The organism is Streptomyces sp. NPDC097981, assembly GCF_040302565.1.
Taxonomy (GTDB): Bacteria; Actinomycetota; Actinomycetes; order Streptomycetales; family Streptomycetaceae; genus Streptomyces.
The window spans coordinates 79,688-101,522 of the sequence record NZ_JBEORW010000026.1 but is presented as its reverse complement, the minus strand read 5'-3'; the positions used below and the strand labels follow the sequence as shown (position 1 = coordinate 101,522).

The 21,835-nt window shown below is 73.7% G+C and carries 17 protein-coding genes; 10 read left to right on the top strand and 7 right to left on the bottom strand.

What is annotated here, in order from left to right; genetic code table 11:
* The first annotated feature begins 1 nt into the window (after position 1).
* The 10 genes from ABTY04_RS24600 to ABTY04_RS24555 all read left to right on the top strand — a co-directional run bounded on the left by ABTY04_RS24600 (position 2) and on the right by ABTY04_RS24555 (position 12,065).
* Positions 2-2,407 carry a xanthine dehydrogenase family protein molybdopterin-binding subunit gene (locus tag ABTY04_RS24600; RefSeq protein ID WP_352215538.1) on the top strand — a complete coding sequence of 802 codons (2,406 nt, stop codon included), beginning with the start codon at positions 2-4 and terminating at the stop codon, positions 2,405-2,407.
* Complete coding sequence (locus tag ABTY04_RS24595) at positions 2,404-3,228, top strand: FAD binding domain-containing protein (RefSeq protein ID WP_352215537.1); 825 nt, start codon at positions 2,404-2,406, stop codon at positions 3,226-3,228. Before ABTY04_RS24600 ends, ABTY04_RS24595 begins: the two co-directional genes overlap by 4 nt.
* Positions 3,229-3,254: 26 nt before the next feature.
* Positions 3,255-4,517, top strand: a complete 1,263-nt coding sequence (locus tag ABTY04_RS24590) for an MFS transporter (RefSeq protein WP_352215536.1) — start codon at positions 3,255-3,257, stop codon at positions 4,515-4,517.
* Positions 4,514-6,028, top strand: a complete 1,515-nt coding sequence (locus ABTY04_RS24585; protein ID WP_352215535.1) for an ATP-binding protein — start codon at positions 4,514-4,516, stop codon at positions 6,026-6,028. The genes ABTY04_RS24590 and ABTY04_RS24585 overlap by 4 nt, the downstream gene beginning before the upstream one ends.
* Before the next feature lie 15 nt (positions 6,029-6,043).
* Entirely contained in the window at positions 6,044-6,385 is a 342-nt protein-coding gene (locus tag ABTY04_RS24580; protein ID WP_266668960.1) for a nuclear transport factor 2 family protein, read from the top strand.
* Positions 6,386-6,473: 88 nt separating this feature from the next.
* Positions 6,474-7,121: a TMEM175 family protein gene (locus tag ABTY04_RS24575; protein WP_352215534.1), complete on the top strand. Its 648-nt coding sequence runs from the start codon at positions 6,474-6,476 to the stop codon at positions 7,119-7,121.
* A 71-nt stretch (positions 7,122-7,192) separates the two neighbouring features.
* Positions 7,193-8,518 (top strand): IS701 family transposase, encoded by a 1,326-nt coding sequence (locus ABTY04_RS24570; RefSeq protein ID WP_352215533.1) that lies wholly within the window; start codon positions 7,193-7,195, stop codon positions 8,516-8,518.
* Complete coding sequence (locus ABTY04_RS24565) at positions 8,518-9,699, top strand: XdhC family protein (RefSeq protein WP_352215532.1); 1,182 nt, start codon at positions 8,518-8,520, stop codon at positions 9,697-9,699. The genes ABTY04_RS24570 and ABTY04_RS24565 overlap by 1 nt, the downstream gene beginning before the upstream one ends.
* Positions 9,700-9,844: 145 nt before the next feature.
* Positions 9,845-11,287 carry a GuaB1 family IMP dehydrogenase-related protein gene (locus ABTY04_RS24560; RefSeq protein WP_352215531.1) on the top strand — a complete coding sequence of 481 codons (1,443 nt, stop codon included), beginning with the start codon at positions 9,845-9,847 and terminating at the stop codon, positions 11,285-11,287.
* Between the two features lie 226 nt (positions 11,288-11,513).
* Positions 11,514-12,065, top strand: coding sequence for a sigma-70 family RNA polymerase sigma factor (locus tag ABTY04_RS24555; RefSeq protein WP_352215530.1), 552 nt, complete (start codon positions 11,514-11,516; stop codon positions 12,063-12,065).
* Here ABTY04_RS24555 and ABTY04_RS24550 read toward each other — a convergent pair.
* The 7 genes from ABTY04_RS24550 to ABTY04_RS24520 form a co-directional block, all read right to left on the bottom strand.
* Positions 12,029-14,851 (bottom strand): LuxR C-terminal-related transcriptional regulator, encoded by a 2,823-nt coding sequence (locus tag ABTY04_RS24550; RefSeq protein WP_352215529.1) that lies wholly within the window; start codon positions 14,849-14,851, stop codon positions 12,029-12,031. The genes ABTY04_RS24555 and ABTY04_RS24550 overlap by 37 nt on opposite strands.
* 95 nt (positions 14,852-14,946) lie before the next feature.
* The gene (locus ABTY04_RS24545; protein WP_352215528.1) at positions 14,947-16,182 is read right to left on the bottom strand and encodes a histidine kinase; all 1,236 of its coding nucleotides are present in this window, start codon (positions 16,180-16,182) and stop codon (positions 14,947-14,949) included.
* Positions 16,179-17,921, bottom strand: coding sequence for a sodium/solute symporter (locus ABTY04_RS24540; protein WP_352215527.1), 1,743 nt, complete (start codon positions 17,919-17,921; stop codon positions 16,179-16,181). The genes ABTY04_RS24545 and ABTY04_RS24540 overlap by 4 nt, the downstream gene beginning before the upstream one ends.
* A gap of 118 nt (positions 17,922-18,039) precedes the next feature.
* Entirely contained in the window at positions 18,040-18,315 is a 276-nt protein-coding gene (locus tag ABTY04_RS24535; RefSeq protein WP_352215526.1) for a hypothetical protein, read from the bottom strand.
* A 194-nt stretch (positions 18,316-18,509) separates the two neighbouring features.
* Positions 18,510-19,331, bottom strand: a complete 822-nt coding sequence (locus ABTY04_RS24530) for a LytR/AlgR family response regulator transcription factor (protein WP_352215525.1) — start codon at positions 19,329-19,331, stop codon at positions 18,510-18,512.
* Positions 19,332-19,470: 139 nt separating this feature from the next.
* Positions 19,471-20,493 (bottom strand): SCO0930 family lipoprotein, encoded by a 1,023-nt coding sequence (locus tag ABTY04_RS24525; protein ID WP_502996711.1) that lies wholly within the window; start codon positions 20,491-20,493, stop codon positions 19,471-19,473.
* 124 nt (positions 20,494-20,617) lie between these two features.
* Entirely contained in the window at positions 20,618-21,631 is a 1,014-nt protein-coding gene (locus ABTY04_RS24520; protein WP_352215523.1) for a GDSL-type esterase/lipase family protein, read from the bottom strand.
* Between the last annotated feature and the right edge of the window lie 204 nt (positions 21,632-21,835).

Sequence of the window (21,835 nt, the reverse complement as noted above, 5' to 3'; positions counted from 1 at the left end):
GATGACCGCAGTGACGGGGGAGGCCCCCCTCCAGGGATCGGGCGTGCTCGGACAGCCGCTGGACAGCCGCGAGGATCCGCAGCTGCTGCGCGGCGAGGCGAAGTACGTGGCCGACATCGACCTCCCGGGCACCGCCCACATGGCGATCCTCGGCAGCCCGGTGGCCCACGCGAAGATCCTCTCGATCGAGACCAAGGCCGCCGCGCAGATGCCCGGCGTGCTGAAGGTGGCCACCGCGGCCGACTACACCGGTGTCATGCCGCTGCCCTGCATCTGGATACCCGGCGGCGTCGAGAGCCACTTCCCGCCCCACCCCTACGGACTTCCCGGCGCCCGCCCGGTCCTGACCGGCGACACCGTCCGGCACGTCGGCGACCCGATCGCCGTGGTCGTCGCCGAGACCCCGCGCCAGGCCGCCGCCGCGCTGGCCGCCATCGCGGTCGAGTACGAGCCGCTGCCCGTGGTCACCCGGGCCGACGAGGCACTCGCCGAGGGCGCACCCCAGCTCCACGAGGCCGTCCCGGGCAACCTGAACGCGTACTGGACCTGCGGCGACAAGGACCGCACCGACGCGGCCATCGCCGAGGCCGAGGTCACGGTGGAGCTGGACCTCGTGAACCAGCGCACCATCAACAGCCCCATCGAGCCGCGCGGCGCGGTCGGCGACTACAACGCCGCCACCGACGAGTACACGCTGTACGCCTCCACCCAGGGCCCGCACAACCACCGCTTCCTGCTGGCCGCGCTGGTCCTCGGCATCCCGTTCAACAAGCTCCGGGTGATTGCACCGACCGTCGGCGGCAGTTTCGGCACCAAGGGCTACCTGTACCCCGACATGGCGCTGGTCCTGCTGCTCTCCAAAGAGCTCGGCCGGCCCGTGAAATGGGTGGACACCCGCACCGGCCTGATGAACTCCACCGTCCAGGGCCGCGACCACCGCCAGCACGTCACCCTCGCCGGCACCCGCGACGGCCGCATAACCGGCCTGCGCGCCACCAGCTACGCCAACCTCGGCGCGTACCCCTCCACCATCGGCCCCGGTGTCGCCACCGCCCTGATGGGACGCTCCATCAGCGGCATGTACGACATCCCCGCCGCTTTCTGCGAGGTGTACGCCGCGTTCACCAACACCGTCTCGCTGGGTGCCCAGCGCGGCAGCGGGCGTGCCGAGGCCGCCTTCCTGATGGAGCGGCTCGTCGACCGGTACGCCTCCGAGATCGGCATGGACCCGGCCGCCGTCCGGCGCAAGAACCTGGTGCCGAAGGAGAAGTTCCCGTACGACAACGGCCTCGGCTGGACGTACGACTCGGGCGACTACCGGCTGAACTTCGACAAGGCGATGGAGCTGTCGGGCTACGCCGACATGCCCGCCCGCAAGGCCGAGGCCCGTACCCGCGGCAAGCGGCTCGGCGTGGGCCTCGCCACCTACGTCGCCATCTGCGGCGTCGGCCCCTCCACCCGGATGTCCAAAGAGGGCATGCTCGGCGGCACCTGGGAGAGCGCGAACATCCGCGTCCACCCCACCGGCGAGGTCACCGTCACCGTCGGCTCCGCCTCCACGGGCCAGAGCCACCACACGGTCTTCGCGCAGGTCGCCGCCGACGAGCTCGGCATCGACCCGGCCCAGGTCCAGGTGTACGAGGGGGACACGCTGAAGGCCCCGTACGGACAGGGCACCTACGGCTCGCGCTCCTACAGCATGGCCGCGCCCGCCGTCGCCCTCACCGCCCGGAAGATCAAGGCCAAGCTGGTCAAGGCCGGGGCCGTGTTCCTCGGCATCCCCGAGGACAAGGTCGTCTACGCGGGCGGCAAGGTCTACGAGGACGGCAACGAGGAGAACACCAAGACCTTCTCCGAGCTGGCGATGGCGATGTGGTACGGCTGGGGGCTGCCCGCGGACATCGAGCCCGCCCTCGACGAGACCACCCACTTCGACCCGCCGGACTTCAACTACCCCTTCGGCACGCACGTCGCGGTCGTCGAGGTCGACGAACTCACCGGCGAGACCGAGGTGGTGGCGTACACCGCCGTCGACGACGCCGGCCACATCGGCAACCCGAAGATCGTCCTCGGGCAGATCGAGGGCAGCATCACGCACGGCCTCGGCCAGGCGCTGATGGAGGCGGCCGTGTACGACGAACAGGGTGTGCTCATCAGCTCGGACCTGACCAAGTACGCCCTGCCGCGCGCCGCGGACGTGCCGTTCTTCACCCTCGACAAGACCACCACGCCCAGCCCGCACAACCCGCTGGGCGCCAAGGGCGCGGGCGAGATCGCCACCGTGCCGCCCGCCGCGGCCGTCGTCAACGCGGTGGTCGACGCCCTGTCCGACCTGGGCGTGCAGCACATCGACATGCCGCTCACCCCCGAGAAGGTCTGGCGCCGCCTGCGAGGAGAAGCCCAGTGATCCTCACCGAGTTCGACTACGTCCGGCCGGCCGTCCTCGACGAGGCCCTGACCCTGCTCTCCGGCACCCCGGGCGCCAGGGTCCTGGCCGGCGGCCAGAGCCTGCTGCCCGCCCTGCGCACCGGCGAGGCCGCCGCCCGGCTGCTCGTCGACGTACGCCACCTCGAAGAGCTCCGCGGCATCGAGCGGACCTCCGACGGGCTCCGGATCGGCGCGCTCACCACGCTCGCCGAGCTCGCCGCCCACCCGGTCGTCCTCGCCGAGGCCCCGGAACTGGCGGCCGCCGCCCGGGCCAACGGCGACCCCCAGGTCCGCAACCTCGGCACCGCCGGCGGGAACCTCGCCGCCGGCGGGCGCGCCACCGACCTGCCGGTCGCGGCCATCGCCGCCGGCGCCCGGGTCGAACTGGCCGGACCCGGCGGGCGGTCGACCGTGACCGCCGAGGAGTTCGCGGCCTCCGGGGCACCGGCCGGGGCCGTGGTCACCGCACTGCTGGCACCCGCCGCCGGAAAGGCCGCCGCCTTCGAGAAGACCGCCGACCGGGCCACGCGCTACCCGGTGTGCGCCACCGCCGTACGGATCACCCCCGACGGGCCGCGCATCGCGGTCACCGGGGCCACCGCCCGGCCGCTGCGGCTGCGCGGTGTCGAGGACCGGCTGCGCGGCGGCCCGTACACCACGGAGGCCGTGCTCACGGCCTTCCGCGCCGAGCCCAGGGAGCTGTTCGTCCCCGGTCGCGGCACCTCGGCCGAGTACCTCGGCCACCTCGCGGGGGTGCTGGCCGCCCGCGCGCTGCAGAGGGCAGACCAGGCCCTCGCCTGACCGCCCACCAACGGGGAGTTGACGCAGTGGCCGAAACGTCCAGGACGACCACGGGGGTACCGGCGCGAGCGGCCGCCCAGGCGGCCGGGGCCCCCAGAGGCTCCGGCTTCTGGGTGGTCGGCGCGGTCCTCGTCCTGCTGATGCTCTCCTCCTCCGTACCGTCCGCCCTCTACGTGCTCTACCAGGAGAGATGGGGCCTGTCCTCCGGCATGATCACGGTGGTCTTCGCCCTGTACGCGGTCACCGTGCTGATCGGGCTCCTGCTGTTCGGTTCCCTCTCGGACACCCTGGGCCGGCGCCCCGTGCTCGGCGTCGGCCTGGTCCTGGCGATCGTCTCCATGGGACTGTTCGCCGGGGCGCAGGGGCTCGGGCTGCTGCTCGCCGCCCGCGCCGTGCAGGGGCTCGCGGTGGGCCTGGCCACCGGGGCGATGGGCGCCGCCCTGCTCGAACTCGCCCCGCGTTCGCGGCCGGCGCTCGGCGCCCAGGTCAACAGCGCGGGGCCGACGGTGGGCATCGGGCTCGGCGGGCTCGGCGCCGGGCTGCTCGTCCAGTACGCGCCCGCCCCGACCGTGCTCAGCTACCTGCTGCTGGTCGCCGCCTTCGCGGCCACGCTGGTGGGGGTGGTCCGGATGCGAGAGAGCGCTCCCGACGCCCGCACCGGCGGTCGGCTGCGGATCTCCGCACGCCGCATCCACGTCCCGGCCGCGGTACGGGGCCGGTTCGCGGTCCTCGTCCTGACCATCGTCGCCGTCTGGTCGGTCGGCGGCTTCTACCTCTCGCTCGGGCCGCACCTGGCCCTCTCGCTGCTCCGCAGCACCAACTACCTGGTCGGCGGGGCCACCGTGGCCCTGCTCGCGGGCGCCGCCACCGCGGCCCAGCTGCTGCTGGGCCGCACCGAGGCCCTGCGCACCGCCGTCCTCGGCCTGTGCGGCCTGCTGGCCGGGCTCGGCCTGGTCCTGCTCGCGCTGGGCCTCGGCTCGGCCGCCGTGTTCCTCGTGGGCACGGCCGTCCTCGGCAGCGGCTGGGGCGCGGCGTTCCTCGGCTCCTTCCGGGCGCTGAGCGCGCTGGCCGAGCCGGCACACCGCGGCGAACTGACCGCCGCCGTCTACGTCTTCGCGTACCTCGCGATGAGCGTGCCGGCGGTGCTCGCCGGAATGCTCACCAACATCCACGGCCTGCACCGCACCTCGGTCGGCTTCATGGCCGCCGTCGCCGGGGTGTGCGCGCTGGCCCTGTTCGTCACGCTGCGGCTGGCCGCCCGCACCCGGGCCGAAGGGAGCACGACATGAAGGCTGCCGACATGAGCGCCGCCGAGCTGCGGTCGGCCCTGATCGGGCTGGAGATCTTCGCAGGGCTCACCGAGGACCAGCTGGAATGGCTGGTCTCCGTCTCCGAGCCCCGGGTCCTCGCCGACGGGGAGGTCCTCTTCCGGGACGGGGAGGAGGCCGACGGCTTCCACGTCCTGCTCGCGGGCGGGCTGGTCGTCACCAAGGTCGTCGACGGCCGGGAGGAGGTGCTCACCCGGCACTCCACCGAGGAGGAGAGCGCCGCCGCCGAGGAGCACGACGGAAAGCCCTCCGCCGCGCACCGCTTCACCGGCGAGCTGCCGCTGCTGACGGACGGCGCGTACGTGGCCACCGCCGCCGCGAGCGGGCCGGCGACCACCGTCGTCGCGTACCCGAAGCCCGTGTTCTTCGAAATGCTGACCCGCTGCCACGGGGTGGCGGCCGTACTGATCCCGGTGCTGGCCTGGCGGATCAAGTCCTCCGAGGTGCAGGCCCGCAAGCGGGCCACCGTAGAGGCGCTCGGCACCCTGGCCGCCGGGCTCGCGCACGAGCTGAACAATCCGGCGGCCGCCGTGGCCCGGGCCGCCCAGGAGCTGGCACCCGCGCTGGAGGGCCTCACCCGGACCGCCCAGGCCTGGGGCGCTGCCGCGTCGGGCGCGGAGCGCTCCGTACTCGACCGGCTGTCCGAGGAACTCGACAAGCTGCCGCCGCCGGTCACCACCGATCCGCTCGCCCAGGCCGACGCCGAGGAGGAGATCACCGACTGGGCCGAGGAGGCCGGCACCGAACGGCCCGGACTGCTCGGCTCGGGGATCTCGGACCTCGGGCTGGAACTGGGCTGGCTGCTGGAGCGGCTGGAAGGGGTCGGGGAGCCGGCCCTGCCCGTCGCCCTCGACCACCTCGCGGCCCTGCTGGAGATCCGGTCACTGGCCGCGGAACTGCGGGCCGCCGGTCCGAGGATCTCCCAACTGGTCGCCGCCACCCGGGATTACGCCAATCTCGACCGGGCGCCGGAACAGCGTTTCGCGGTGGCCGACGGGCTGGAGAACACCCTGGTCGTGCTGCGTTCCAAGCTGTCCGGCATCACCATCGTGCGCCAGTACGAGCCGGATCTGCCCGAACTGACGGGCTATCCAAGTGAGTTGAACCAGGTCTGGACGAACCTGGTCGACAACGCGGCCGAGGCCATGGAGGGCGCCGGCACCCTCACCCTGCGGGTCCGCGCCGAGGGCGTCTGCCTGGTCGTGGAGATCACCGACACCGGCCGGGGCATCCCCGAGGACTCCCTGCCCAGGATCTTCGAACCCTTCTACACGACCAAGGACGTGGGGAAGGGCACAGGCCTGGGACTGCACCTCAGCTACCGCATCGTGACGCAGCGCCACCACGGGTCGATCGCGGCCCGCTCGCGTCCCGGCGAGACCCGGATGGTCGTCCGGCTGCCGCTCACAGCGGCTGCCGCCTGCGCCGAAACACCTGATGAACCCACCTCCACCCGCTCCACCACCAGTTGAAAGAATGGAGTCGACATGGCCAAGTACGACATCTCCAAGCTGCACCCGGTGTTCGTCCGCCAGATGGAGGCGCTGGCGGCCCTCGACATCGAGGCGGTGATGAAGAACTACACCGACGACGCCGTGCTGCTGCGCTTCGAGGGGGTCTCGGTCGGGATCGAGGCCGTGCGCGAGACGTTCACGGGCTACCTGACGGTGAAGCCGACGCTGGTGGAACTCCAGGAGTACATCGAGACCGAGGACACGATCTTCTACCGGGCGATCATGAATCTGAACGGCGAGCCGGAGCACGCGTTCGGGACACTCGTGGTCCGCGATGGCCGGATCTGGCGCCAGACCGCCGGTTTCGGCAGCTGACCAACGATATCTGGGTAGCGTGTGCGGGGAGGGCGGAGGCAGCGCCCTCCCCGCACGTGCAGGCTGTTGAAATGGCAAAGGGGAGGTCATGGAACGCGAAACCGGGCGTGTCGAGGCATTCAGTGACGGGGTATTCGCCATCGTCATCACGATTCTGGTCCTGGAACTAAAGGTTCCGCAGGAAACGGGATCGGACTTCTGGCATGGCGTGTGGGAACAGTGGCCGCACTATGCCGCATACGTGGTGAGTTTCCTCATCATCGGCGTGATGTGGGTGAATCACCACACCATCTTCAGTCACCTCAAGCGCGTGGACCGACCCCTGTTGTTCCTGAATCTCCTGGTGCTGATGGTGGTATCGGTGATTCCGTACACGACCACCGTGCTCGCCGAGCACCTCGTCGAGGAGGGCGGCTCCGCCAACGCCGCCGCGATCCTCTACAGTTCGATCACCGTCGCCTACGCCTTGGCGTTCCTGGCCTTCTGGTGGTACGTAACCCGCGTCGGCCACCTGTTCCACGAGCAGGTGGACAAAGAGGGCGCCCGGGCCACCCGGGTGCGCTTCGGTCTCGGCGCCGTGGCGTACCCCTTGACCGTTCTCCTGTCCTTCTTCTCCGCACCGCTCACTCTCGTCGCACACTTCCTCATCGCGCTCTACTATGCGGCGAACCAGATCCCCATCCCCCTCGTGGTAGAAGAAGAGCGGCTCCAAACTGCGAGCGACCTCAGGAAGTAGCCGCAGGGGCCTACGGCCGCTCTGTACGGTCAAGTAGGGTATTGGATCTAGTGGTCGCGGGGGAGGCCCAGATGGCTCGCGTAGTTCTGCCGGAGGAATCCACCAAGGAAATCTCCGAATTGATCGACGTTCTGATCTCTCTTTTCTTCGAATCATTACCGCGGCGGGACCAGCGAAACTGGGCCCGCGTTTATCTCAATGGCCTCGTGCGGACCAGCGGGAAGAAAACAATCCGTAACATCGCCGGAACCGGGGCCAGTTCCGTCGAACAGAGCCTCCAGCAGTTCATCAGCAAGTCCCCCTGGGACTGGGCGCCGGTACGCCGCTCCCTCGCCCAGTACCTCGAACGCACCGCCCAGCGCCCGCTGGCCTGGGTGGTCCAGCCCATGGTCATCGAGAAGGCCGGAGACCGTTCGGTCGGCGTCGGCCGGCAGTTCGTTCCCCAGCTCGGCCGCACCGCCAACTGTCAGCAGGCCAGTGGCATCTGGCTCGCCTCCAGCGAGGCCAGCTTCCCCGTCGAATGGACCCTCACCCTCCCCGGTCCGTGGACGAGCGAACTGCTGCGCCGCCGGCGGGCCGGCATCCCCGACACCGCCCGCTCGCTCACCCCCGCCCAGGACGCCGTACACGCCGTCCAGCGGATGGCCGCCACCTGGCAACTCCAGCGCCGGCCCGTGGTGATGGAGGTCGCCAACACCGACATCCCGCAGAGCATCGAGTCCTTCGCCCTGCAGGACATTCCCTTCGTCTTCAAGGTCGACGGCTCGCTGCCCGTCTCCTTCGGCGGCGCCGGCCGGCACAAGCCCGGACCGCACACCGCACCCGCCCGCGAACTCATCGACTCCCTGCGCTCCCAGCGGCGCGTCGTCGAATGGACCCGGCACGGCCGCGCCGAAGGAGCAGTGACCCTGCTGACCTCGGCCGCCATCCTCGCCACGCCCGGGGAGGACCGGCCCGTACCGCTGCCGCCCACCCCGCTGCTGCTCGTCGGCGCCTGGACCGAAGCCGCCCTGCTGCCCTCCGAGTTCTGGATCACCAACATCGGCGACCGGCCGCTGGCCCAGCTCTTCCTGCTCGCCAAACTCACCGACCGGGTATCCCTCGATTTCACCGAGACCTGCGAACCCGTAGGCATCCGTGATTTCGAGGGCCGCTCCTTCCGTGGCTGGCACCACCACGCCACGCTCGCGAGCGTCGCCCACGCGTCGATGCTGCTCGGCACGCGCGGCCGGGACCTGGTCGGATTCCCCACGCCCGGCCGGCCCCCGTTGGGCGGGGCGCCCGGCCCCGTCTCCCGTACCGGGGCGCCCGGCCCCGTGGCGCGCACCGGCCCGCCGGTGCTGCCGCCGCGGCCTCTGATCCCCGGCCAGAGCGCGAGACGCGAGTACATCCGCTGATGCTCGACATCGCAGAGGAACTGCGCGCGTGGTGTTCCGCGCACCGGGAATTCGCCCTGGCCACCGTGGTCGCCGTCAGCGGGAGCGCTCCGCGCGGCCCGGGAGCCTCACTGGCCGTCGACGCCGGCGGCACCGCGCTCGGCTCCCTCTCCGGGGGCTGCGTCGAGTCCGCCGTGCACGAGCTCTGCCTCGACGCGATCGCCTCCGGCGAAGGGGGCGTGCACCGCTTCGGCTACAGCGACGACGACGCCTTCGCCGTCGGCCTGACCTGTGGAGGAGTCCTCGACGTGCTCGTCACCCCGGTGCGCGGGCACGACCCGGTGCGGCCCGTCCTCGGCTCCGTGCTCGACGCCGCCGCCACGGGGGCCCGGGCCGCGCTGGCCCGGGTGGTCTCCGGCCCGCCGCCGCAGCTCGGCCGGGCCCTGGCCGTCCACCCCGACGGATCGTACGAGGGCTGCCTGGGCGGGGGCGCGGCCCTGAACCGGGCCGCCGCCCGCCGGGTACGGGAGCTGCTGCTGGCCGGGCGCACCGGCACCGCCGAACTCGGCACCGGGGGCGGACTGTGCGGGCAGCCCCTGACGCTGCTGGTCGAATCGGCCGCCGAACCACCCCGGCTGATCGTCTACGGAGCCATCGACTTCGCCGCCGCCCTGGCCCGGATCGGGGCCTTCCTGGGGCACCGGGTCACCGTCTGCGACGCCCGGCCCGTCTTCGCGACGCCGGCCCGCTTCCCCGACGCCGACGAGGTGGTCGTGGACTGGCCGCACCGGCACCTTGCCGCGGAATGGGAGGCGGGCCGGGTGGACTCCCGCACGGCGGTCTGCGTCCTCACGCACGACGCCAAGTTCGACGTACCGCTGCTGGCGCTGGCCCTGGGGCTGCCGCTGGGTTACGTGGGAGCCATGGGATCGCGGCGCACCCACGCCGAGCGCGAGCGGCGGCTGCGGGACGAGGGGGTGCCGAAGGCCGCACTCGCCCGGCTGCGCTCGCCCATCGGGCTGGACCTCGGCGGCGCCACCCCCGAGGAGACGGCCCTGGCCATTGCCGCCGAGTTCACGGCGGTCCGCTACGGCGGATCGGTCCTCCCCCTCGCGCGGCGACGGGGTCCGGTGCACGGCCGCGCGGCGAGCCCGCCGCCCGCCCGGCGCGTCCCGCTGACCCCCGGGACCAAAGTCCCGTAGGAAAAGACCACGCGGCCCGGTATGTCCTGGACGATCAGCCCGGGCGGCATTAATGCCAGGTCATGGGAGAATGAAGTACGTGCGTTTCCTCGGCTGTCTGTCGAGGCCGTAGACGGATCCTTCGATCGACTGGGATGTTCAGCACGTGCGTTTCCTCAATGACCAGAAGCCGCCGTACGACCTGACGTACGACGATGTGTTCATGGTGCCGAGCCGCTCCGCGGTCGGTTCCCGCCAGGGAGTGGACCTCTCCTCGCCCGACGGCACCGGCACCACCATTCCGCTCGTCGTGGCGAACATGACCGCCATCGCGGGCCGCCGCATGGCCGAGACGGTCGCCCGCCGGGGCGGCGTCGTGGTCATCCCGCAGGACATCCCGATCGAGGTCGTCACCGACGTCATCTCCTGGGTGAAGACCCGCCACCTCGTGCTCGACACCCCGATCACGCTGGCGCCCACCCAGACCGTCGCCGATGCCCTGTCCCTGCTGCCCAAGCGGGCCCACGGCGCCGGTGTCGTCGTCGACGCCGACGGCCGCCCGGTCGGTGTCGTCACCGACCACGACCTGACCGGCGTGGACCGCTTCACCCAGCTCTCCGAGGTCATGTCGAAGGAGCTCCTGCTCATCGACGCCGACATCGACCCGCGCGAGGCGTTCAACCAGCTCGACGCCGGCCACCGCAAGCTGGCCCCGGCCGTCGACAAGGACGGCAAGCTCGTCGGCCTCCTCACCCGCAAGGGCGCGCTGCGCGCGACCCTGTACACCCCGGCCACCGACGCCAACGGCAAGCTGCGCATCGCCGCGGCCGTCGGCATCAACGGCGACTTCGTGCAGAAGGCCAAGCAGCTGCTCGACGCGGGCGTGGACACGCTCGTCATCGACACGGCCCACGGCCACCAGGAGTCGATGATCAACGCGATCAAGGCCGTGCGCGCGCTGGACCCGCAGGTCCCGATCGTGGCCGGCAACATCGTGGCCGCCGAGGGCGTCAAGGACCTCATCGACGCCGGCGCCGACATCATCAAGGTCGGTGTGGGCCCCGGCGCCATGTGCACCACCCGCATGATGACCGGCGTGGGCCGCCCGCAGTTCTCCGCGGTGCTGGAGTGCGCGGCGGAGGCGAAGAAGTACGGCAAGCACGTGTGGGCCGACGGTGGTGTCCGCCACCCGCGCGACGTGGCGATGGCGCTGGCCGCCGGCGCCTCGAACGTGATGATCGGCTCCTGGTTCGCCGGGACGTACGAGTCCCCGGGCGACCTCCAGCAGTCCGCCGACGGCCGGTTCTACAAGGAGTCGTTCGGCATGGCGTCCGCGCGCGCCGTGCAGAACCGCACGTCGGAGGAGTCGGCGTACGACCGGGCGCGCAAGGGGCTCTTCGAGGAGGGCATCTCCACCTCGCGGATGTTCCTGGACCCGGCCCGTCCGGGCGTCGAGGACCTGATCGACTCGATCATCGCGGGCGTGCGCTCCTCGTGTACGTACGCGGGCGCGGGCTCCCTGGCGGAGTTCGAGGAGAAGGCCGTCGTGGGCGTCCAGTCCGCGGCGGGCTACGCCGAGGGCAAGCCGCTGCACGCCAGCTGGAGCTAGTCCGCCCCCGCTTCCGGTGGCCCCGGGTGCGTCCTTCACGGACGCGCCCGGGGCCACCGCCGTTTCCGCGGGGGCCGGCCCGGCGCGGCGGTGGGCGGGCCCGGGGGACCGTTCGGCGTGCCGTTCGACCGGTCGGCGCAGGTGGCGGGCGGATACGCCATGCGGCGGATAACTCCGGGCGCCGGGTACGTCACGCTCGGGTCATCCGATCTGGAAGGGGCACCCCGTGACCAGTACCCTCCGCCACCGCACCGACGCGCACGCCCTCGCGCGACTGCACGGCGCGCACGGCAAGGCCCTCTACGGCTTCCTCCTCCGCCTCACCTTCGGCGACCGGCACCGCGCCGAGGACCTCCTCCAGGAGACCCTCTTCCGCGCCTGGAAACACCCCGAGGCGCTGGAGAGCGACCACGCGTCCATACGGCCCTGGCTCTACACCGTCGGCCGGCGCCTCGCCATCGACGCCCGGCGCGCCCGCCGCGTGCGGCCCGCCGAGGTCGGACCGGACGCCCTGGACAGCCACACGCCCACCGCCGACGACCGCACCGAACAGGCCGTCGCCGTCCTCGACGTCCGCGACGCGCTGAGATCGCTCAGCCCGGAGCACCGCGCCGTGCTCGTACAGATCTACTTCCGCGGCTCGTCGGTGTGCGAGGCCGCCGAAGCGCTCGGGGTTCCCGTAGGGACCGTCAAATCGCGTACGCACTACGCCCTGCGCGCCTTACGGGACGCCATGCCCGGCTACGGCCCCGGCGCGGGCCGCCGCGCCGCGGCCTGAGCCGCCACCGCCGCCCGCGAGCGGACCTGGAGTTTCGCCAGGATGTGCGACACGTGCGTCTGGACCGTCCGCGCGGACAGGAAGAGGGCACGCGCGATCTCCGGGTTCGAGCAGCCCTGGGCGACGAGCAGGGCCACCTTCAGCTCCGCGGGTGTGAGCGCCTCCCACCCGTTGGCCGGCCGCCGCCGCGCCGAGCGGCTGCCGCGCCGGACGCCCAGGCTCCGCAGCCGGGCGTCGGCCCGGGCGGTGTCCCACCGGGCGCCGAGTTCCTCGTACGCGGCCACCGCACACGTCAGCGCCGACCGCGCCGCCGCCAGGTCGCCGTGCCAGGCCCGGGCCACCGCGAGGTCCTCCCACGCGTGGCCCAGCACCAGCGGCCGGCCGCCGCGCTCCGCCCGCTCCAGGGCCTGTGCCAGCAGCTGCGGGTCCTGCGCGAACAGGCCCCGGCAGCGCAGCAGCGCCAGGGCCGGGCCCGGATACTCGGCCAGCGCCGCCGCCGTCCGCCCGCAGGCCGCCACCGCCGCCCGGGCCGTGGCCGTGTCCCCGCGGTCCAGGGCCAGGCGGACGATCTCCGACAGCACCCAGGGGCGGTCGTACGCCATCGCCGCGTCCGGTCCGTCCACCAGCGCCGGCAGCAGCTCGCGCACCGCGTCGGCCGGGCGGCCCGCGCGTTCCGCCAGCAGGGCCCGGGCCAGGAGCACGTGCCCGCCGTAGCGGCGGGCCGCCGGGGCCGCGAACGCGTCCGGCGGGAGCAGTGCGAGCTCGGCCCGTGCCGCCTCGCGCTCGTCGCGGTGGCCCAGTACGAGCGCCCGCAGCCCGTGCACCAGCGCCGGCAGCCAGCCGTCCGAGACCGGCAGCCCATCCGCCCGGGCCACCCCGGCGAGCGTCGCGTCCCACTCGCCGAGCCGGTAGTGGAACTCGGCGAGCAGGGCCTCGGTCACCACCAGCCGGCCCGTCGAGCGCGTGGAGAGCGCCAGCTCCCGCGCCTCCCGCAGCGCCGCCGCGACGGCCTCCGGCTCGTCGAAACGCTGCTGCTCCTCCGCCTGGTTGGCGAGGAGCAGCAGCCGCATGTCGTTGGCCTGCGGGCTGCGCCGGGCACAGGCGATCCCCTCGGCGGCATGGCGCAGCGACTCCCGGCCGCGGCCCAGGTGGAACAGGGCGAAGGACATCGCGTGGTGGGCTTCCGCCCCGCACAGCGGATCACCCAGCCGGGCCGCCTCCGCCACCACCGGCACGGCCAGCGTGTGGGCCTGCGCCGGGCAGCCCAGTTCGGCCAGGGCCAGGACCCGGCACGCCTCCAGCCGCAGCCGGAGCGCCGGCGGGGGGACCCCTTCGGACAGGGCGTCCTCGGTGACGGCCAGCGAACGGCCCATGTCCCCCTGGATCATCAGCGCCGACACCAGCTTGAAGGCGAGCTCCGCCCGGTGCCCGGGATCCGGGGCCCGTTCGTACAGCGTGGCCAGGAGCTCCACCGATTCGGGGCGGCGCAGCATCAGGGCGGCGTCCGCGAGGCTCCCCTCCAGGACCTCGCGGTCCGCGCAGTCGGCCTGGGTGACGGCCCGTTCCAGCAGTTCGGCGGCGGCTCCGGGCGCCGCCGCGATCAGGGACTGCGCCGAGTCCGCCAGCCAGTGCACCGCCCACCGGTTCAACGCCCCGCCGGCCAGCAGCTGTTCGGCGGTACGGGCCGGCTCGTGCCCGGCCTCGGCCAGGGCCCGGGCGGCGTCCTCGTGCAGCGCGGCCCGGGCGGCCCGGGGCAGCTGCGCGTACAGGGCCCGGCGCAGCGCAGGCTGCCGGAAGCGCAGCCGCTCGCCGGTGTCCTCCAGCAGCCCGGCGAGAAGCGGCTCCTCCAGCTCGGCCAGCACCTCCGGGACGGGCCTGGCCCGTACGAGGGCCAGCTCGCGCGGGGCGAAGGCCGGGCCGAGCAGCGCCGCATGCCGCAGGGTGGTGTAGGCGGAGCGCGCGAGATAGCCGAGGCCCCGCGGGAGGGAAGCGGGCGGCTCCGGCAACTCCCCTTCGGAAACCGTCAGTTCGGCGACCGCGCCGGCGCCCCGGCCGTCGTCCCCGGCCCCGCCCGAGACCTCGATGACCCGGGACCACTGCGCGGTCAGCTCCCGCAGCAGCCGGGGATTGCCGCCCGCCTGCGCGGCGGCCTCCCGCAGCCGCGGTCCGGGCTCGGCGCCCAGCATCGCGCGCAGTGCCTGCACGGACTCCGCCCCGGTCAGCGGCTCCAGCCGGACGGTGCGCCCGCCCGGCCCCGCACCCAGCTCGGCGCACAGCTGCTCCACCTCGGGCCGGCGGGGCAGCGGACGCCGAGTCGCCGCCAGCAGCAGCGGCAGCCGGTCCACCGCCCGGCCCAGGCGCCGCCACAACAGCAGGCTGGCCGGGTCCGCCCAGTGCAGGTCGTCCAGCACCAGCAGCAGCGGGCGCCGCGCGCACCACTCCTCGACCCCGGACACCAGCAGGTCCATGGCCGCGAGCCACGCCCCGCCGGGCTCCTTCGCCTCCCGGGCCTCCCGGAGCAGGGCGACCACGGCCGCCCGGCCGGGGCCGTCGGGGTGCAGGCAGTCCAGTGCGGCCCGCAGCGGCAGCTCCGCCGTGAAGGCGTCGGCGGCTCCGTAGCGCACCCGGCAGCCCAGCGCGGCCGCCTCGGCCAGGGCCTCGCGCACATGGGCGGTCCGGCCCGCGCCGGGCTCGCCCTCCACGATCAGGCGGCCCCCGGGGCCCCGCGCACCGCCGCGCACCCAGTTCCGCAACTCGTCACGCTGCTGCTCGCGCCCGCCCCGCACGTCGGCGAACCTCCCCAGACTGTCCCCCCGGCTGCCGCCGGAGGTCCCCGGCGGCCGGTCCGCACCGCTGTCAGGATGGCACGCCGGTGCGGTGATCAGTACCGGGGAAGCTGCTCCCCGGGCGGTGAACTGTGCACGCCTGCACGGTACTTGGGAATCCGAAGGGTGATCTTCATGCCCGCGCCGACGCCCGTTTCCATCACCGGGCCGTACGCGTCCCCGTACACCTGCCGGATCCGCTCGTCCACGTTCGTCAGCCCGATGCCCGACGAGGACCCGCCCGGCTCCCCGGCCAGGATGCGGCGCAGCACGGCGGGATCCATGCCGATCCCGTTGTCCTCGATGGTGATCACGGCCTCCGCGCCCGCGTCCCGGGCGGCGATCGTGATCAGGCACTCCTCGGTGGAGTCCTCCAGTCCGTGCTTGACGGCGTTCTCCACCAGCGGCTGCAGGCACAGGAACGGCAGTGCCACCGGCAGCACCTCGGGCGCCACCTGCAGGGTCACCTTCAGCCGGTCCCCGAACCGGGCGCCGGCCAGGGCCAGGTACTGCTCGATGGACCGCAGTTCCTCGGCGAGCGTGGTGAACTCGCCGTGGCGCCGGAAGGAGTAGCGCGTGAAGTCGGCGAACTCCAGCAGCAGGTCCCGGGCCCGCTCCGGGTCGGTGCGGACGAACGAGGCGATCGCGGCGAGGGAGTTGAAGATGAAATGCGGGGAGATCTGCGCCCGCAGCGCCTTGATCTCCGCCTCCATCAGCCGGGTCCGCGAGCGGTCCAGCTCGGAGAGCTCCAGCTGCACGGAGACCCAGCGGGCGACCTCCGTCGCGGCCCGCACCAGCACCGCCGACTCCCGCGAACCGTAGGCCACCAGCGCGCCGAGCACCCCGTCCTCACCGGTGAGCGGGGCGACCACTGCCCACTTCAGCGGGCAGTCGGGCCGGGTGCATCCGGTCCGCACGCTCTGGCTGCGCCCCGAGTCCAGCATGACGGCGACGCGGGCCATCGCCCGCCGCTGGTGGTGGTCGGCGCCCGGCCCGTCCCAGGCCAGCACGGCCTCCCGGTCGGTCAGGCACAGGGCCTCCGTGCCCAGCAGCGAGCGCAGCCGCCGGGCGGCCTTGCGGGCGGCGTCCTCGGTGAGTCCGGCGCGCAGCGGGGGAGCGGCCAGCGAGGCGGTGTGGAGCGTGTGGAAGGTGGCCCGCTCCACCGGGGTCCCGAGGTCCGGGCCTGTCGCCCGTTCGCCGCGCCGGGCGTGCCGGCGGCCGCCCGCCCAGCCCAGGCCCAGCAGCAGGGCCGCGCCCGCCGCCGCCAGGGCGGCGAGCACCGCCGCGGTCACGGGGTACCGCCCGCGCGGGCCCCGGTGCCGGAACCGGTCACGCTCTCCGGGAGGTGCAGCCGGGCCAGGGTCGCCGCCGTCCCCGCCGGGATCCGCGACCGGGTGGCCAGCGACACGAGCACCATCGTCAGGAATCCCAGCGGCACCGACCAGGCCGCCGGCCACGCCAGCAGTGTGTGCGCCCAGCCCGCCGGGGGCAGCCCGGCCCGGGTCGCCAGCACCGCGCCCAGCGCCGCCCCGCCCCCGACGACCAGCCCGGCCACCGCACCCGGCGGGGTCAGCCCCCGCCACCAGATGCCCAGCACCAGCAGCGGGCAGAAGGACGAGGCCGACACCGCGAAGGCCAGCCCCACCGCGTCCGCCACCGGCACGTCGGTCAGCGCCGTGCTTCCGGCCAGCGGCACCAGCATCGCCACCAGCACCGCGATCCGGAACGTCCGCACTCCCCGCCCGGGCAGCACGTCCTGGTGCAGCACCCCGGCCACCGCCATGGTCAGCCCCGAAGCCGTCGACAGGAACGCCGCGAACGCGCCGCCGGCCAGCAGTGCCCCCAGCAGGTCGCCGAGCACCCCGCCCACCATCCGCTCCGGCAGCACCAGCACCGCCGCGTCCGCGTCCCCGGTGAGGGCGAGCTCCGGGGCGTAGGTCCGGCCGAGCACCCCGTACACCGGAGGCAGCAGGTAGAAGCAGCCGAGCAGCCCGAGCACCGCCAGCGTGGTGCGCCGCGCGTCCCGGCCGTTCGGGCTCGTGTAGAAGCGCACCGCGACATGGGGCAGGCCCATGGTGCCGAGGAAGGTGGCCAGAACCAGCCCGTACGTCGCGTACGCGCCGAGCGCCGGGCGGCCCCCGTCCAACGGCTGCGACCAGCGGGAGGCGTCCGGCCCGGATATCGCCCGGGTCTGCGGGACCCGGGTGTCCGGGGCGAACTCCAGCCGCGCCCGGGCCCGTACGGCGTGTTCCCCGGCCTCCAGCGTCAGCGGGGCCGCGGTGTAGGCGCGCCCGTCGACCTGCCCGGTGACCTTCAGCGTCAGAGGGGCGTCCAGGGACAGCCGGACGTCCTCGGCGAGCGTGACGGCGGTGTGCTCGCGGAAGACCGCCGGGGCGTCGAAGGACGCACGCGGCGCGCCGTCCCCCGCCCAGGCCGCGAGCAGGAAGAAGGCGGGCACCAGCAGCGCGGTGAGCTTGAGCCAGTACTGGAAGGCCTGCACGAAGGTGATGCTCCGCATCCCGCCGGCCGCGACGGCCGCGGTCACCACGAACGCGACGACCACCCCGCCCACCCAGTGCGGGGCGCCGGTCAGGATCTCCAGGGTCAGGCCGGCGCCCTGGAGCTGCGGCAGCAGGTACAGCCAGCCCACCCCGACCACGAACAGCACCGCGACCCGGCGCACCGTCTGCGACTCCAGCCGGGCCTCGGCGAAGTCGGGCAGCGTGTACGCACCCGAGCGCCGCAGCGGGGCCGCCACCAGCGCCAGCAGCACCAGGTACCCGGCGGTGTAGCCGAGCGGGTACCAGAGCATCTCCGGCCCTTGGAGCAGGACCAGCCCGGCCACCCCGAGGAAGGAGGCCGCGGAAAGGTACTCCCCGCCGATCGCGGCCGCGTTGAGCCGGGGTCCCACCGTCCGCGAGGCGACATAGAAGTCGGAGGTGGTCCGCGATATCCGCAGGCCCAGCGCGCCGACCAGCACCGTGACCAGGACGACGACGGTGACCGCGGTCAGCGCGTACGCCTGGTTCAACGGCCGGGCCCTTCGGGACGGGGGAGGAGGGGGCACCGGAGTCTACGCACGGCCGCCGACCGGGCAACAGGCGTGAACCCGGCCGATCCCGGGGGCTCCGACCGGCCGAAAAGGGGCGTCAGCGGGCGGGGTCGCGGTGTTCGGCGCAGTCCCGCAGCGCGATCTCCAGCTCCACGTACGAGTCCTCGGCGCGCCGGAAGGCCAGGGTCAGCGCCGCCTCCGCGCGGGGCGGCAGCTGCCGGCGGACCCCCTCGTTGGCCTCGTACAGCACGTCGGCCCAGCGCGCCGCGGCGCTGCGCAGCCGGGCGAGCAGCACCTCGGCCTCGGCGGGCCCGGCGGGCCGGGTCCGGGGCAGTACGGCCAGCGCGTCGAGCAGTGCCTGGATCTCGGCCATCCGCACCCCCTGCTCGTCCCGGCCTGCTCCGTCCGGACCGGCGGCTCCACGATAGGTGCGGGCCGGGCCGGCTGCGGGCGCCGGGGCCCGCCCTGCGACCGACGGCACCGGTGGGGCGCCGTACGCCCCTTGCGGTGCGACGAACGGTGTGCCCGTACGCCGGACGGTCGCCGCGCGGCCGGCCGGGGGCACTGCTATCCGGTCGCCTGGCGCATCAGCAGGTCCCGCAGCTGGCGGGCGTGGCGGCGGCTGACCTGGAGCTCGGCCGATCCGATGCGGACGCTGGTGGTGCCGGCGTCCAGCCGGAGTTCGTCGATCCGGCCCAGTGCCACCAGGTGGCGGCGGTGGATGCGCACGAACCCGCGGGCCGCCCAGCGCTCCTCCAGCGTGGAGAGCGGGATGCGGACCAGGTGGCTGCCCTCGTCGGTGTGCAGCCGGGCGTAGTCGCCCTGGGCCTCGACGTACGCGATGTCGGCGATCGCCACGAACCGGGTGACACCGCCCAGTTCGACGGCGATCTGGTCCGGGGCGCGGTCCGCGACGATGACCTCCGGAGCGGGACGGCGCTGCACCGGGACGGTCGCACCGGCCGGTCCCGCGAGCCCGCCCGGCTGCGTGGCGGCCCGGCCGAGCTGGGCGCAGGCTCGCCGTACGGCCTCGGCCAGCCGCTCCGGACGGACCGGCTTCAGTACGTAGTCCACGGCCTTGAGGTCGAAGGCCTGTACGGCGAACCCCTCGTGGGCGGTGACGAACACGATCAGCGGCGGCTGTGCGAACCCGGCCAGCAGCCGGGCGATGTCGAGGCCGGTCAGCCCCGCCATGTGGATGTCGAGGAAGACGACGTCGATGCCTTCGGGCCCGTCCGGGCCGGTCTCCAGGGCCCGGGTGATCCGCCGCAGTGCCTCGGTGGCGTCCGAGGCGCCCTCGGCGCTCAGCACGCGGGGGTCGGACCGCAGCAGGTAGAGCAGCTCCTCAAGGAGCGGCTTCTCGTCGTCGACGGCCAGTACGCGCAGCATGCGGTGGAGTCTATGGACGAGTGCGCCGCGACGGAACGGTGCGCGGCCCGCCTGCCGGGGGGAGGGGGCAGGGGGCCGCGCGGCTCGTGAGGTGGGGGGAGGGGGGAAGCGGTGGTCGGGAACCCGGTCCGGAAGGCGGTCAGGAGGTGGTGATCAGCTTGCCGTCGGGGGCGACCGCGTACCAGGTGCCGCCGACACCCTGGCCGTTGATGTCGCCGGCCTTCTTGTCACCGGTGAAGGTGTAGACGGGCCAGCAGTCGATGGCCTGCTGCTTCATCCCGTCGGGGCGGTTGAGCACCGAGTAGCCCTTCTCGACGATGCCCTTGGCGTTGGCCTTGTCCACCGGGGGCACGACCGGCCACTTGGCCACGCAGTCGCCGGTGCAGTTGGAGGCCATCGGCCAGGCGGTGTCCTTCTTGAATCGGTAGACGGTCATGCCGTTGCCGTCCACGATGTGCTCGCCGAGCTTGGGGTCCTTGGCCACGGTCAGCGCGCCCGCGGCCTGGCCCGCGCCGGCGGGTGCCGCAGCGTCGGGTGCAGCAGCTTCGGGCGACGCACCCGAAGGCGCAGCGGCCTGCTTCGCGGCCTTCTTGCCGTCGGGGGCGAAGGCGAACCAGGTGCCGCCGACGCCCTGCCCGTTGGTCTCGCCGGCCTTGGTGTCCTTGCTGTAGCGGTACACCGGCCAGCCGGCGATCGTCAGCTGCTTGCTGCCGTCGGTGCGCACGACTTCGCCCAGCAGTGCCGCGTCCATGCCCGTGGCGGCGGTGGCGTCGCCGGCCGCGACCGCGGGCCAGGTCTTCGCGCAGTCCCCGTCGCAGTTGGACTTCGGCGGCTTGGCGGTGTCCTTGTCGAAGCGGTAGAGGGTGAAGCCGGCGCTGTCGGCGAGGACGGAGCCGATCTGCTCGTTCTGGGCGATCGCCAGCTGCCCGGCGCCCTTGGCACCCGCGCCGCCGCCGGCGTCCGCCGCGCCGGCCCCGGAACCGGAACCGGAACCGGATCCCGAGCCGTAGCCGTAGTCGCCGGCTCCGGAAGCGGGGGCCGCGGCCGCGGCCCCGGCCGGCTTCGCGGCGCCGGCCTTGGTGTCGTCCCCGCCGCAGGCCGTCGCGGTGAGGGCGACGACGACTGCCACGGCGGCCAGGGTGGTTCCGCGCTTGATGCCCATCTTGATCTCTCCCACGTTCGGTGTCTCCGTGTCCGCCGCCCGTCTCCGGTGCGCCGGCAACTGTGTGAAGGACACGCCCTGTCGGGGTCGATCTGTTCAAGCAGATGTGTGTGGGCTGTTTCACTCACCCCGCACCGAACCCGGCGCGCCGCAGAGCCGTGACCACAGCGAGGCCGAGGACCTGGTGTCCGGCGTCGTTGGGGTGCAGCCCGTCCGCCAGGTGCTCCGGACCGAGCAGGTCACGGCCCGGCAGCAGGGCGAGGCGGTCGTCCCCGGCGGCGGTCCGGTCGCGGGCGGCCCGCTCCATCGCGTCGCGCAGGGCGCCCAGGGTGGCGCCGAGCCGGTTGGGGGTGCGCTCGGCGTCGGGCCGCAGCACGGGGGAGACCAGCAGCAGCGGCGTCCGCGGGTGGCCCTGCCGGACCAGGTCGAGGAACACGCGCGTGGTCTCGTACAGCAGCGGTGCCGAAAAGGGCACGCGGGACCAGCAGTTGGTGCCGAACGCGAGGGTGAGGACGTCGGCGGGGAGGCCGGCGATCTGCTCGGCGGTGGCGAGTTCCCCGCGCGCGGCGCCCGCGTACCCGAGGTTGACGGTGTCCCAGCCCAGCGCCCGGCCGACGACCGCGGGCCAGCCGTGGGCGGGCCGGGTGGACCACCAGCCCTCGGTGATCGAGTCGCCGTGCACCACCCAGCGCGGGGCGGGCGGCGCCGGGGCCACGGCGCCGCCGATCCCGCGTACGCCGAGGATCAGCGGGGACTGCCCCTCCGGCGGGTGGAGGGTGAACGGGCCGGGCCCGCCGGGCAGTTCGATGCGTACGACGGCTTCCTCGGCCGGTTCGGTCCACACCTCGCGGACCACCCCGTGGCGGTCCCACAGGGCGAAGCCGTGTGCGAGGTCGCGCAGGGCGTCGGTGGGGCCGGGCACGGTCGCCCGGTAGCGGATCTCCACCGCGTGCGCCGCGTGTGCCGTGAACTCCAGGCGCACCCCTATCGGGAGGGTGGCGCGCTCGCCGGTGTCCCAGGGCAGCCGCATGCCGTCCGCCGGGTCGGCCCGGACCGGGCGTCCCTGGTGCAGCCAGGCGACACCGCGCAGGAACGGCTCCGGGTCCAGCCAGTGCGTCGCGGTGCTCTCGCCGTTCACTGCGGGCCTCCGATCGTCAGGTGGAGAGTCGGGGCCGGAGGGGGCCGCAGCCCCCGGTGCCACCGCGTTCACCCGTACCCCGCGCGGGCCCGGATCCACCCGCCGCGGGCGCACCCGTGCGATCCGGCCGTCGTCCCGGCGGCATGCTGCGGCAGATCTGACGGGGTGTCAATGAAGGAGGTCAGGGCGCCGTGCGCACTGATC

Excerpts from the sequence above, each read along its gene's own strand:
- ABTY04_RS24525 (WP_502996711.1), bottom strand. The coding sequence starts at position 20,493 with ATGGGCATCAAGCGCGGAACCACCCTGGCCGCCGTGGCAGTCGTCGTC.
- ABTY04_RS24565 (WP_352215532.1), top strand. The coding sequence starts at position 8,518 with ATGCTCGACATCGCAGAGGAACTGCGCGCGTGGTGTTCCGCGCACCGG.
- ABTY04_RS24535 (WP_352215526.1), bottom strand. The coding sequence starts at position 18,315 with ATGGCCGAGATCCAGGCACTGCTCGACGCGCTGGCCGTACTGCCCCGG.
- ABTY04_RS24575 (WP_352215534.1), top strand. The coding sequence starts at position 6,474 with ATGGAACGCGAAACCGGGCGTGTCGAGGCATTCAGTGACGGGGTATTC.
- ABTY04_RS24530 (WP_352215525.1), bottom strand. The coding sequence starts at position 19,331 with ATGCTGCGCGTACTGGCCGTCGACGACGAGAAGCCGCTCCTTGAGGAG.
- ABTY04_RS24570 (WP_352215533.1), top strand. The coding sequence starts at position 7,193 with ATGGCTCGCGTAGTTCTGCCGGAGGAATCCACCAAGGAAATCTCCGAA.
- ABTY04_RS24580 (WP_266668960.1), top strand. The coding sequence starts at position 6,044 with ATGGCCAAGTACGACATCTCCAAGCTGCACCCGGTGTTCGTCCGCCAG.
- ABTY04_RS24585 (WP_352215535.1), top strand. The coding sequence starts at position 4,514 with ATGAAGGCTGCCGACATGAGCGCCGCCGAGCTGCGGTCGGCCCTGATC.
- ABTY04_RS24600 (WP_352215538.1), top strand. The coding sequence starts at position 2 with ATGACCGCAGTGACGGGGGAGGCCCCCCTCCAGGGATCGGGCGTGCTC.